The organism is Rhizobium leucaenae USDA 9039 (assembly GCF_000426285.1).
In the GTDB taxonomy this organism is placed as follows: domain Bacteria; phylum Pseudomonadota; class Alphaproteobacteria; order Rhizobiales; family Rhizobiaceae; genus Rhizobium; species Rhizobium leucaenae.
In genome coordinates this window covers 21,755-34,506 of sequence record NZ_AUFB01000019.1, presented here as the reverse complement: position 1 = coordinate 34,506, position 12,752 = coordinate 21,755, and the positions used below count along the sequence as shown (strand labels likewise).

11 protein-coding genes are annotated in these 12,752 nt (G+C 58.9%); 7 read left to right on the top strand and 4 right to left on the bottom strand.

What is annotated here, in order from left to right; genetic code table 11:
* Positions 1 to 56: 56 nt before the first annotated feature.
* Positions 57 to 1,616: a B12-binding domain-containing radical SAM protein gene (locus K290_RS0123965; RefSeq protein ID WP_028754205.1), complete on the bottom strand. Its 1,560-nt coding sequence runs from the start codon at positions 1,614 to 1,616 to the stop codon at positions 57 to 59.
* A gap of 372 nt (positions 1,617 to 1,988) precedes the next feature.
* Between K290_RS0123965 and K290_RS0123960 the strand changes: the two genes are divergently transcribed.
* Entirely contained in the window at positions 1,989 to 2,495 is a 507-nt protein-coding gene (locus K290_RS0123960) for a hypothetical protein (protein WP_028754204.1), read from the top strand.
* 54 nt (positions 2,496 to 2,549) lie between these two features.
* Here the strand turns inward: K290_RS0123960 and K290_RS0123955 are convergent, their stop codons facing one another.
* From K290_RS0123955 to repA, 3 genes are all read right to left on the bottom strand, one after another.
* Positions 2,550 to 2,900 carry a hypothetical protein gene (locus tag K290_RS0123955; RefSeq protein WP_028754203.1) on the bottom strand — a complete coding sequence of 117 codons (351 nt, stop codon included), beginning with the start codon at positions 2,898 to 2,900 and terminating at the stop codon, positions 2,550 to 2,552.
* A gap of 81 nt (positions 2,901 to 2,981) precedes the next feature.
* On the bottom strand, positions 2,982 to 4,013 hold the full coding sequence (gene repB, locus K290_RS34845; protein WP_037136126.1) for a plasmid partitioning protein RepB: 1,032 nt from the start codon (positions 4,011 to 4,013) through the stop codon (positions 2,982 to 2,984).
* Positions 4,010 to 5,185: a plasmid partitioning protein RepA gene (gene repA, locus K290_RS0123945; protein ID WP_028754202.1), complete on the bottom strand. Its 1,176-nt coding sequence runs from the start codon at positions 5,183 to 5,185 to the stop codon at positions 4,010 to 4,012. Before repA ends, repB begins: the two co-directional genes overlap by 4 nt.
* Before the next feature lie 409 nt (positions 5,186 to 5,594).
* Between repA and K290_RS0123940 the strand changes: the two genes are divergently transcribed.
* From K290_RS0123940 to K290_RS0123915, 6 genes are all read left to right on the top strand, one after another.
* Positions 5,595 to 6,647, top strand: a complete 1,053-nt coding sequence (locus K290_RS0123940) for an alpha/beta fold hydrolase (RefSeq protein ID WP_028754201.1) — start codon at positions 5,595 to 5,597, stop codon at positions 6,645 to 6,647.
* 140 nt (positions 6,648 to 6,787) lie between these two features.
* The gene (locus K290_RS0123935; protein WP_028754200.1) at positions 6,788 to 7,528 is read left to right on the top strand and encodes a response regulator; all 741 of its coding nucleotides are present in this window, start codon (positions 6,788 to 6,790) and stop codon (positions 7,526 to 7,528) included.
* Positions 7,525 to 8,847 carry a sensor histidine kinase gene (locus K290_RS0123930; protein ID WP_028754199.1) on the top strand — a complete coding sequence of 441 codons (1,323 nt, stop codon included), beginning with the start codon at positions 7,525 to 7,527 and terminating at the stop codon, positions 8,845 to 8,847. The genes K290_RS0123935 and K290_RS0123930 overlap by 4 nt, the downstream gene beginning before the upstream one ends.
* Before the next feature lie 183 nt (positions 8,848 to 9,030).
* Complete coding sequence (locus tag K290_RS0123925; protein WP_028754198.1) at positions 9,031 to 10,791, top strand: cytochrome c biogenesis protein DipZ; 1,761 nt, start codon at positions 9,031 to 9,033, stop codon at positions 10,789 to 10,791.
* A 241-nt stretch (positions 10,792 to 11,032) separates the two neighbouring features.
* The gene (locus K290_RS0123920) at positions 11,033 to 11,449 is read left to right on the top strand and encodes an organic hydroperoxide resistance protein (RefSeq protein ID WP_028754197.1); all 417 of its coding nucleotides are present in this window, start codon (positions 11,033 to 11,035) and stop codon (positions 11,447 to 11,449) included.
* A 320-nt stretch (positions 11,450 to 11,769) separates the two neighbouring features.
* Positions 11,770 to 12,726: a S1C family serine protease gene (locus K290_RS0123915; RefSeq protein WP_028754196.1), complete on the top strand. Its 957-nt coding sequence runs from the start codon at positions 11,770 to 11,772 to the stop codon at positions 12,724 to 12,726.
* The last annotated feature ends 26 nt before the right edge of the window (positions 12,727 to 12,752 follow it).

The window sequence follows — 12,752 nt, the reverse complement described above, 5'->3', positions numbered from 1 at the left end:
GCCTCGCCGGCGGGCGCGATCCCGTCATCGGCGCCCTACCCCATTTGGGTTTCCGATCAGAATGAATTGACGATGTCGCCGCCCGATCGCATCTGCTGGACCATTTTATGTGCGTGATAGTGCATCGCGCATTTGATGGCATAGATCTGCAGGATCACCGGAGAACGACGGCGTAGCAGCAGTTTCCAGAGGCGTTGGCGATAGATATGGCGCAGGCTTGGATCCTGGACCCTGCGCATCAATCTCGCAAAGATACCGGCGGCCTCAAACGCCCAGGTCAGATTTAAAGCAATCAGGCGGATGGGATGGCGGCGCAGATGGCGCAGGCGCGAGCGCTCCGGCTGAATGCGGGCATCGAGATAAAGCGCGTCGAGCCTATCGAAATAGGCGGCGGGCTGGTGAAGATCGCTCAGCACGGCAAGATAGCCGTCGCGCAAAGTTTCCCGGCTAAGATTGAGGGGAATGACATTGGTGCCGAAGGCCGGAGGATCCTCGTGATCCAGCCGTCCTTCCTTCTCAAGACGCGTATAGAGCGGCGTCTTGGGAATGGCGGCCAGCATGCCGATCATGGCATTGACGATCCGCGCATCCTTGATGAAGACACGTTGAGCGTCGAAGATCGTCGTGTCGTCGCTGTCGAAGCCCAAAATCATGCCGCACCATACTTCCATGCCAGTCTGCTGGATGGTGTGAATCTTCTCCAGCATCGTCCCGCCTTTTCTGAGATTCTGGAGCTTCTTGGTCTCGCGCAGCGCCGCTTCGTTCGGCGTCTCGATGCCGATGAAGACGATACGAATATTGGCATCGACCATGAGCTGCATCAGCTCGTCATCATCGGCAAGATCGATCGAGGCTTCGGTGAGGAACGTCATCGGGTAGTGATTGCGCTCCTGCCAGGCCACGACGTCGCGCAGCACCTCCTTGATCGCCTTCTTATTGCCGATGAGATTGTCGTCGACGATGAATGCCGTGTCCATTCCGGCTGACAGCAACGCCTCGATCTCGGCGATGATCTGTGCGCTGGTCTTGATCCTCGGCTTTCGCCCGAACACAACGATAATGTCGCAGAAGTCGCAGGTGAACGGGCAGCCTCGTGAGAACTGGAGGCTCCCGAGCGCATATTCGTCCATTTTCAAAAGATCGAAACGCGGGATCGGCACCTTGCTCATGTCCGTCTTGTCGGATTGCTCATAGCGCCTGCCATGACGGCCTTCCGTCCATTCGAGCAGGAATTGCGGCCAGGTCTCCTCGGCCTCGCCGATGAATGTGATGTCGGCAAGTCCCTCGAAATAGTCCTCCTTGACGGTGACCCACGGCCCTCCGACGACGATAAAACAATTGCGACGCTTAAGCTCGGTCAGGATTTCCTTCATCCGAAACCGCTGGACGATCATGCCCGTGAGCGCGACGATATCGGCTTGCGCGCAGAGATCGTAGTCGATCGGCTCGACATTCTCGTCCACAAGCGTGACGGTGTGTTCGGCGGGCGTGAGCGCCGCCAGGAGAGGCAGGCAGGCGACCGGCAGGTTCGCCTTTACGTCAAACAAGGGGAGCGCGTGTTCCATGCCCCAATAGGAGGTCTCGAAACGCGGATTGATGATGATGATATGAGCCATTGAACCCACCGCTCCATGACTTGGAAGACCTAGTTCGGTATTCTGCTACGGCTTTCTTTCGTTGGATCGGCCTGATGTTTGGTTCCGCTGTCCCAACCGGAACGGAGCCATGCCTCTCGCGGCACCGCAGAATGCTGTCTTAACAGCCGTAGATGAGCTCAAAATTAAATTAGCGAAAGCCCAAAAAGCGGTCACTGAGGGTTGCCGAAGGCAATTTCAACTTAGCACAGATGGAAGCCAGAAGAGTGGTCCAACTTGCTCGCTCGGTCTTTCCGGGCCATTGTCGATGAGGATGAGTATCCGCGTCCAAGGTGCACGGAACTATACAGACCTATAGGCGTTCAGGAAAATTCGTCTTTCGGGGGTTCTCTCATGTCGTGCTACGCTCGTGTCCTCCTGATTTTGTCGATCGGCCTTTTGCCAAATTTAGCCGCCGCAAACGAAAGCAATTTCCTGCAATCCTTGCAGGGAAATTGGACCGGCAAGGGAACTGTCATCCGGCGGATCGGAACGTCACCGATAAATGTCGCATGTTCGTTTGCAGTAACGGCGACCGGGCCTTCGCTTTCCATGCGCGGCAATTGCCGGAGCTTTCTCATCATAAGCCGTGCGATCTCTGCCGATCTTAGGGTGAATGGCGCGCGCTATAGCGGCGTGTATGTCGGCCCGGCAGGGGGACGCTCTGGATTATCAGGAGAGCGCCAGGGCAATACCATCGATCTTACCGTTCACTGGGCAAAAGAGGTCAACGGGGACCGGGCGGCAAACATGGCGATACAAAAAATCGGCAGCAACAGTCTCGATCTGCGAACGATCGACCGCGATCCGAAAACCGGAAAATCGGTGATAACGAGCGATATCACTCTTCGTCGGCCATAGCGTCAGGGCAGACCTCCGATCGGAAGGAGGTCTTTTCATTCGCAGAAAATCGGGCTAACCCAGCATTTTCTGACTGCTGAGGCCGAGAATATCGTTTACAAGAGCGATTGCGATCCCGGCCGCCACGATGAGCACTGCAATTAGAAAAAGACGGCGCGCGCGGTCGTATTTGACTGCCAGCAGCGAATCCCTTGCGAGCAAATCGGCGAAGACTTTCACCTGCAGGCCAATGCCAATGACCAGGACCGTCATCGGCAGAATATCGATGCGACCCCAGTCGTTCGGATTGGAAACCCAGCTATTGAGGAAACTCAGCGAGAAACCGGCAATGATGCCAACGGCCGTCAGCGATCCGTTGCGGAAGGTCGAATCGATTTTCTCCTGGTCGTCGGTTTCGGGTGCCATGTCGCTTCTTGATCCCCTCAAATGACGAGCAACTCGTCAAGATTTGATCAGCCAAGCACCCTCGCCGCGTTATGTCCAGACCTATCGAGTTTCCCGCTTGCTTTGGTTCTGCGCCTTCTGAGATTCGCCGAGATATTCCTCATGCAATCCTTCGATGCGATGCAGCAGATACTTCACGAAATCGTCCGGCACCGCTTTCGTGAACGTAAGCCTGGTTCCCGCCTTGGCGTAATTGACCACGGCAAGGGTCAATCCCTTGGAAACAACTTCTTGGACGCGATCGGCGGCGGAGGCGGAGGCGGAGGCTTTCTTGACAGGGGAAACCGCATTCAGCACAGCAGCAAATCTGTTGTCGCTGGAAAGCGGCTGCAGGCCCGGCTCCGCCAGAATACGTTCCGCGATCCCCGCAGCATCGGCATTTGCGCTCCAACGCTCAGCCAGTTGCGCCCAGCGTCGGCGGCCGGTCTCCGGAGCAGCGCCAATGCCCGCCAGAACCACTTTCGGGAAGCTTCTTGCGATCTGAAGCATTTCGGAGACGTGCGATTTTCCCGTCGCCAGCGACGCACAGATGACTTCGCGTTTAAACCCCGCCTCTTCCTGGCTAAGGGCGAAGACGCACTTCTCGATAAAGGAGAGGTCATCGCGGTTAGCATTCTCTTCGCCCTGGATGACGATCGCCTGCTCGTCGGAAAGATCGCGGACGATTGCTCTGAACTTGACGCCGAGAAGCTTTGCGGCAGCAAGACGGCGTCTCCCGAAGACGATCTGAAATTTGCCGCCCTCCCCGCCAACGGGCCGAACCAGGCCGGGCGTAGTCTGTCCGTGCTCACGCATCGACTCTACGAGATCCTGGAGCCGCTCTGCTTCGTAAGCGCCGTCGAACCGATCGCGGATCTGCGAGGGCAAAACCGCATCTACGTCGAGTTCGATAATATGATCCGCGTTCCGCAACAGCTTGTCGGCAAGCTCGCCGCGCTCCTGAAGCTGTCGAACGCCGGCTGCGACCTTGAGAAGATGCGGCGACGGCGATGTTGCAGGCGACGGCGTGGATACCTCGTCGGCGAGCCCGACCAAGACATTGGCAAACATGCCTTTGGAATCTTTTCTGCTCATTTGCGCCCCCATGCTCTCCAAAAAAGCTCTTCGATTTCGGCATTCGCGGCATTGATCGATTCGATTGCCCGGTCATAGGTCTTCGGAGCAGTGAATCTTGCCCGCTGCACCTCGTAAAGGCTCTGCTTCCAGGTCAAAGCATCGGCGACGGCGGTCGACTTGATCACCGAATTCAAAAGAAGATCTTCGCCGAACACCTGCCGCATCAGCGCCGTCATATTCGCTTGCGGATGATCGTTCGGCTCGAATTTGGTGATCAGGAACTTGGCGAAGTCCCATTGCGCAGAGGTCCCCACCTGCTCGAGGATCTGCATATAGGATCCGGCAAGCTCGAGGAATTTTGCGGTCGAATCGACATCCAACATATGCGCGGGAACGGGTATCAGTACGCCCGTCGCCGCCGTGAGGGACGACAGGGTGAGAAAGTTCAAAGATGGCGCCGAATCCATCAGGATAATATCGTAGCGATCCGCAATCTGCTCCAATGCCTGCGAAACCCGCAGCAGGAAGCTCGTGCCGCCGGCTTTGCGCATTTCCAGAGCGACGGCGGTTTCGAATTCCGTCAATTCAAGACCGGCGCAGATGACATCGAAACCCGCAATGTGGGTCTGATGAATGACCTGCTCGGTGGGAACGGGATTTTCGAAACGAATGGCCGAATAGAGCGTGTCCCCATCGCGGTAATCGAAATCGGGCAGACTTCCATGAAGGCTGGTCAACGATGCCTGCGGATCGAGGTCCACGGCAAGCACACGGTACCCTTTCAAGGCCAGATAGTGGCCGAGATGAATGGTGGTCGAGGTTTTGCTGGAGCCGCCCTTGAAATTGGTTATCGCCAAAATCTGGCATTGTTCGGCGCCGGCACGCCGGGGGTTCATCCACTTCTTCCGGCCGTTTTGCGCAAGGTGCATCCTGAGCTCGAGGATCTGCTCCATCGTGTAGAGGCGTCGGCCATTTGCGACCTCGGGAGACGGCCCCTGCTCTTTCAGTGAAATCTGCCGGATATAGGCCTCGGTAACGTTGAGCAGCGCGGCAACTTCCGAGGAGCTGAATTTGCGCATCGTCCGGCGGGCATTCGGGGGAAATTGCGCGAGGCTGAGATTGCCCAGCGCAACGTCGAGCTTCGCAGAGAATGTCTGCATGAAGGCAAGGCTGCTCAGATGTCGTGTCACGGCACTCTCCTGTTTTGGCAAGCCTACTAAGCGCCTGGATGGTTAATGTTTTACGAATAATCACCTAATTACGCGGAATGCCGATATTACCGGCATTTTGCGTAGGTTATCGAGGTAGCGTGATTCTATCACCGGCGGCAACCGCTCGGGTTCCCCGCGGGGAACTTTTGCTCGGAAATTAAGAAGTTCCCCGCGGGGAACGTTTCTAGGCAGCAAGCGAGCTTGGTAATGGATCGCTAACCGTATCATGCACCAATGCCCCTCGCCCGACCCACATCGTTTGTAACCAATTGTGTCCCGAGCCCTGAAAGCTACATCCCTATTCAAAGCTGAAGGTATCGCGACACATCGCAGATACATGGAGGCAGTTTCTTCATGACGACCCGAGGCCATATTTGGAGAGAAATTAATGTCCGAAGATATCAACCATAATCGTCGCCGTTTTTTTGGCACCGCAGCCATGACCATCGCCGCCGCGCAGCTGGGCATGTTCGGCGTTGCGCAAGCACAGTCGGCCCAGACGAAGCCAACGGCCCTGCCCGCGATCAAGCCGGGTACGAATACATCCTTTGGTCCTCTCAAGCAGATCGACGCGGGCGTGCTGAATATCGGATACGCAGAAGCCGGCCCTGCCGATGGTCCGCCGGTCATTCTTCTGCATGGTTGGCCCTACGACATCCACAGCTTCGTCGACGTTGCGCCCTTGCTTGCAGCTCAGGGCTACCGGGTGATCATTCCCTATCTGCGTGGCTACGGCACAACGCGCTTTCTTTCGGCCAGCACGGCCCGCAATGGCCAGCAGTCCGTTGTCGCCGTCGACATCCTTGCCTTGATGGATGCGCTGAAAATCGAAAAAGCGATCCTTGGCGGTTTCGATTGGGGTGCCCGCACGGTCAACATTCTCGCGGCGCTCTGGCCTGAGCGCTGCAAAGCCATGGTTTCCGTTAGCGGTTATCTGATCGGCAGCCAGGAAGCCGGCAAGAATCCGCTGCCGCCAAAGGCCGAGCTTCAATGGTGGTATCAGTACTATTTTGCCACCGAACGCGGCCAGGAAGGCTATGCCAAATACCGGCGCGACTTTTCCAGGCTGATCTGGCAGATCGCGTCGCCAAAGTGGAACTTCGACGATGCGACCTTCGACCGCAGCGCCGCATCCTTCGACAATCCCGATCACGTCGCCATCGTCATTCACAATTATCGCTGGCGCCTGGGTCTGGCGGAAGGCGAGGCGCAATATGACGATCTGGAAATGCGACTGGCAAAGGCTCCAGCGATTAGTGCGCCCACCATCACTATGGAAGGCGATGCAAACGGTGCGCCACATCCCGAACCCGCAGCCTACCGCAACAAATTCACGGGCACGTATGAGCATAGGACTGTTGACGGCGGCATCGGCCACGACCTGCCGCAGGAGGCGCCGCAGGCTTTCGCCCAGGCGATCATCGACGTCGACAGATTTTAACCCTCCGCAGAACTAATCGTCCGAGCAGGTCGCCGGCACTGGTATAGAATACCGCTGCCGGCAACGATGTGTTCAGGAGACATCTGGCTGCCGTTCAAAATTGCCGTAGCACCGTCCTGGACAAAAGAGGGCACCCGACGATGGATCACATCGACCACATCCTGATCGTTGATGACGATCGTGAAATCCGAGAGCTGGTTTCGAGCTATCTTAAGAAGAATGGACTGCGTGTCACCGTCGCGGCGGACGGCCGGCATATGCGGGCGTTTCTGGAAACAAACGCCGTCGATCTCATCGTACTCGACGTGATGATGCCGGGCGATGACGGTCTGGTTCTCTGTCGCGAGTTGCGTGCCGGCAAACACAAGTCGACGCCGATCTTGATGCTGACCGCGCGCAACGACGAAACGGACCGTATCATCGGCCTGGAAATGGGAGCGGACGATTACCTGGTAAAGCCCTTTGCCGCACGCGAACTGCTCGCTCGCATCAAGGCGGTCCTGCGCCGCACCCGCATGCTGCCGCCAAATCTTCAGGTGACAGAAGTCGGTCAGCTCCTGTCCTTTGGCGATTGGCAGCTCGACACGACCGGCCGGCATCTACTCGATCGCGAAGGAACGGCGATCGCGCTTAGCGGCGCGGAATATCGTCTGCTCCGCGTCTTCATCGATCATCCGCAACGCGTCCTCAACCGCGATCAACTCTTGAACCTGACGCAGGGGCGGGATGCCGAGCTGTTCGATCGCTCCATCGACCTTTTGGTCAGCCGGCTTCGCCAACGCCTTGGCGACGATGCGCGCGAGCCTGCCTATATCAAGACGGTCCGCAGCGAAGGCTATGTTTTCGCAATGCCGATCGAAATATCCGAGCTGCGCCGATGAGCGCCGTCGCGCGGTTTCGAGGATTCCTGTCTTGGCCCCGCACCTTGGGATCAAGGCTGTTCCTGATCCTTCTCGCCGGACTGATGCTGGCGCAGGGGCTTACCTTCAGCGTCCAGTTCCTGGAACGCTACATCTCAGCGAAGACGGTCATGCTCAACACGCTGGAGAGCGATGTGGCGACCTCGATCGCCGTTCTCGACCGGCTGCCGGCGGCCGAGCGTGCCGATTGGCTGGATCGCCTCGATCGCGGAACCTATCGGTTTGTGCTCGGTCCGGGCCTTCCCGGCGTGCCTGATATGACGGATCAGGGCAGGCAGATTGCGGGAAAAATACAGGATGCCGTCGGCAAGCGTTTTCCCATCAGCTTCGAGTCGATACCGGGTGACGGCAAACGCCTCCAAGCCCACCTCACTTTAAGTGACGGCAATCCGCTGACGATCGACGTCAAGCCCGCACCCATCATGCCGATGGCTGTATGGCTGCCCTTCGTTCTTCTCCTGCAGCTCGGTCTTCTCATTCTCTGCACCTGGCTTGTCGTCCGGCAGGCAATCCGGCCGCTGGCGAATCTCGCCAATGCCGCCGACGCTCTTGATCCGAACAAGAAGACGCCGCGTTTGACAGAAGCAGGGCCGAGCGAGGTCGCCCATGCGGCGCGTGCCTTCAATGCGATGCGGGATCGCATTGCCCATTATCTCGAGGAGAGGGTGCAGATTCTCGCGGCGATCTCGCATGATCTCCAGACGCCGATTACCCGCATGAAGCTGCGGGCCGAAATCGCGGAAGACTCGGCGGAGAAGGAAAAGCTGGTTCAGGACCTCGCCGAAATCGAGCGCCTCGTCCACGAAGGGGTAGCCTATGCCCGCAGCGCCCACGGAAATACCGAGAAACCCTCCCGCATTGATATCGGCTCTTTCGTCGAGAGCCTTGCCTATGACTATCAGGATACCGGCAAGGCTGTGATGGTCGCCGACAAGATCGATGGCGCGATCGTCACGCGGCCGCATGCCCTCCGAAGGGTTCTGACAAATCTCATCGACAACGCGCTCAAATTCGCAGGCACGGCGGAAATTTCGGTGCAGAAGGATGGCACCGGGGCCATCCTCATTAAGGTGCTGGATAGGGGTCCCGGCATTCCAGAGGATCAGCTCGAGGCCGTCATGCAACCCTTCTTCCGGCTCGAACAATCCCGAAGCCGTGGAACCGGGGGAACCGGATTGGGATTGGCGATCGCCGGCCAGTTAGCCCTTGCGATTGGCGGCTCGCTCGCATTGCACAACCGCGTGGGCGGCGGTCTATCGGCGGAAATCACCATCCGCTGAGAAGCGGAAGACCGCGATCCGTTTGTATCCGAACGTAGCGGTTCATCTCTCGTCGAACACTTCGTTACATTTTCGCCCGATCGGGACACATGCGGGATACGTCCGCTCCCCCTTATGCGGCCAATGGCTGCTCGTCGGCCATTGCGCCCTGGCGCCCGATCAATGCTTTCAAAGGAAACGAAGATGACGCTTCTTGTCATTGCCTATCTCGGGGGCGTGCTGACAATCCTCAGCCCGTGTATTCTTCCTGTTCTTCCCTTCGTCTTTGCCCGTGCCGGACAGCCCTTCGTCAAAAGCGGCTTGCCGATGCTCGCCGGCATGGCGATGACCTTTGCCGCAGTCGCGACGCTTGCGGCCATCGGCGGCGGATGGGCCGTTCATGCAAACGAATACGGCCGCTACGCCGCCATAGCGTTGCTTGCCGTCTTCGGTGTGACCCTCGTCTCTCCGCAGATTGCTACAGTCCTGACCCGACCGATCGTGGCCTTGGGAAACAGGTTGATGAATTCGCCCGGTGAACGCTCGACAGTTGGGAGTTCTTTGGTTCTCGGCATAGCAACCGGGCTGCTATGGGCGCCCTGCGCCGGCCCTATCCTCGGCCTGATCCTGACTGGCGCCGCACTTCAGGGAGCGAATCCCCATACGACTTTGCTGCTTCTGGCCTATGCGGCGGGTGCGGCAACATCGCTCGCCGCGGCACTCCTGATCGGCGGTCGAGTCTTCGCGGCCATGAAAAGCTCGCTCGGCTCCGGCGAAAGACTGCGTCAGGCGCTCGGCGCGGCGGTGCTCGCCGGTGTCGCCGCGATTGCGCTTGGCTTCGACACGGGGGTTCTCGCGCACTTGTCCTATGCCAGCACCTCGACGTTCGAGCAGGCCATTCTCGATAGTCTCAACGCCCATCGTCCAGAGGCTGCAGCCACAATGGTGGCGAGCAACACACCGATGATGACCGCCGCAAAGCCCCACTTCAAAAGCAAGCTTCCCATCGAGGGCCGGATTCCCTCGCTGGATGGCGCCGCCCAATGGCTGAACTCGCCGCCGCTGACCGCCGAGCAGCTTCGCGGCAAGGTCGTGCTGGTGGATTTCTGGACCTATTCCTGCATCAACTGCATCCGCACCATCCCCTACATCAAGGCCTGGGCGGAAAAATACCGGGATCAGGGGCTCGTCGTCATCGGCGTGCACGCACCGGAATTCGCTTTCGAGAAGAACATCGATAACGTGAGGGGAGCCCTCAAGGACTTCGACATCGGCTATCCCGTCGCCATCGACAACAACTACAGGATCTGGCAGGCGTTCCAGAACAGCTATTGGCCGGCACTCTATTTCGTCGATGCCAAGGGGCAGATCAGGCACCATGTTTTCGGGGAAGGGGAGTACGACACCTCGGAAAAAGTTATCCAGGAGCTGCTGGCGGACGCCGGCAGTGAGATGCCCGAAAACAGCATGGTCACGCCGAATGCGCGTGGGTCCGAAGCAGCCCCCGATCTCGGCAATATCAGATCCGGCGAGACCTATATCGGCTACAAGGAAGCCTCGAACTTTGTGTCGCCGGAAGGTCTGAACGGGAATGCCGCCCAGGACTACACGGTCGGCGAACTCGGTCTCAACGAATGGGGCCTCTCCGGCAACTGGACCGTCGGTCCCGAACAAGCGACGCTAAACAAGGCCGGCGGTGGCATCACCTATCGCTTCAGCGCCCGTGACCTGCACCTCGTTCTCGGCCCCAGCGCCGGCGGCAAGCCGGTGCGGTTTCAGGTCACGGTCGATGGTAAGCGGCCCGGCGCAAGCCATGGCGCCGACACCGACGCCGAAGGGAACGGCACGATCACCGAAACACGCCTCTATCAGCTCGTGCGCCAAGCCGGCGATGTCAGCGAGCGGACTTTCACGGTCCGCTTCCTCGATCCCGGTGTCGAAGCCTACGTTTTCACCTTTGGGTGAAGAGCAGGACGATGCAGCGTGGCGTCTGGTTATACCGGCGGCCGCCCGGCGACCTAGCAACCGTCTGCCAACCTCTTTGTACGGCAATGTACAAAGCCGCCGCCACCCCACACTCCGTTACACTTCCGCTCAATCAGGACATATGCCGGATACGTCGACACCGCTTTATGCGGGCAATGGCTGGTGAGCAGTCATTGCCCCTCACCAGGGCGCCATCAACCGCTTCGAAGGAACCAACATCATGACCCAGACCGATAAAGTCCTCTACACCGGCAAGACCCACACCACCGGCGGCCGCGACGGCGCGTCGCGCAGCTCCGATGGCCGCCTGGACATCAAGCTTTCCTCCCCCGGCACCTCCGGCGCCGGCACCAATCCGGAACAACTGTTCGCGGCGGGCTGGTCGGCCTGTTTCGAAGGTGCGATCGGCCTTGCCGCCCGCAAGATGAAGGTCGCCGTTCCGGCTGATGCCGCTATCGATGCCGAGGTGGATCTTTGCCTTGTCGACGGCGCCTATTTCCTGCAGGCCCGCCTCAACGTCAGCCTGCCGGGCTTGGAGCGCGATGTCGCTCAGGCGCTTGTGGAGGCTGCGCATCAGACTTGCCCCTATTCCAAGGCCACCCGCGGCAATATCGATGTCGTGATCAACGTCGTCTGAGCATATCCGCCCAGCAATCGCTGCGTCGATATAAGATCACCATCGCACGCCGGCATGGCCACTGCCACCGGCGTGTGATTGCATATCAAGCTTCTCGCTTGCTGGCATTGACGGATGGATGGCCTATTCAAAACGATTTCGCCCTTAAAAAATATGGCGACGATTAACTCGTGCGCGACCGATGTCTTGCATCCCGACTTGAACGCAAGCGGATGCCCATCCATCTAATTCTAAAGACAGCGCCATGGCGAACCAGGGCATCTCTGTGATCGGTTCGCCGGCGGCAGCGACGATGGGCGCCGCTGTTTGAGGATCAAACGATGGGTTTTATAGATAAGAACATTGTGCCCGCAGACGACGGGGCACTGATAGATGCATATTCTCAATCCATAGCAGGTGCGGTGGACATGGTCGGACCGGCGGTCAGCCGGATCGAGCGGGTTGGCGGCAGGGGCGGACATGGGTCCGGCTTTGCCGTCTCGCCGGATGGGCTGATCGTCACCAACAACCATGTCGTCGACGACGCCAAGATCGTCCGCATCACCGCACCTGACGGTTCCGTCACCGAAGGACGCGTCCTTGGACGCGACGTCGACACCGATATCGCCCTCATCCGAGCGAATTCCGGCGTCGGAGCCTGGGCGCGCCTCGGGGACTCCAAGCGTCTGCGCAGGGGCCATATCGCGATTGCCATCGGAAATCCGCTCGGCTTCGAGTGGACGGTGACCGCCGGCATCGTATCGGCGCTTGGTCGCTCGATGCGGTCTGCGAGCGGGCGTCTGATGGACGACGTCATTCAGACCGACGCCGCGCTCAATCCGGGCAATTCCGGAGGACCGCTGGTATCGTCGGGCGGCGAGGTCATCGGAGTCAATACGGCCGTCATCCAGGGTGCGCAGAGCATCGCATTTGCGGTGGCTTCCAATACGGCGAACTTCGTGGTTTCGGAAATACTGCGCTACGGCCAGGTCAGGCGCGCCTTCATCGGCATTGCCGGCGATACGATCGAACTGCCGCGGAGGATTGCCCTTGAGGCCGGCACAGGCCAGGCAACCTCGGTGCGCGTCAGACGCGTCGAACCCGGCGGTCCTGCCGAGCGTGCAGGCTTACGCGACGGCGACTACATTCTGGCGATCGACGGCACACCGGTTGGCGGCGTCGACGACATCGTAAGATTGTTGAGCGGCGAAAAGATCGGTCAAAACACCGATCTACTGGTCTTCTCGGTCGCAGGCCGAATTGAGAAGCGAACCCTGCTGCCGGTTGCCCGATCATAGGTATTCGGCGAAAACGAAAAGGCCGG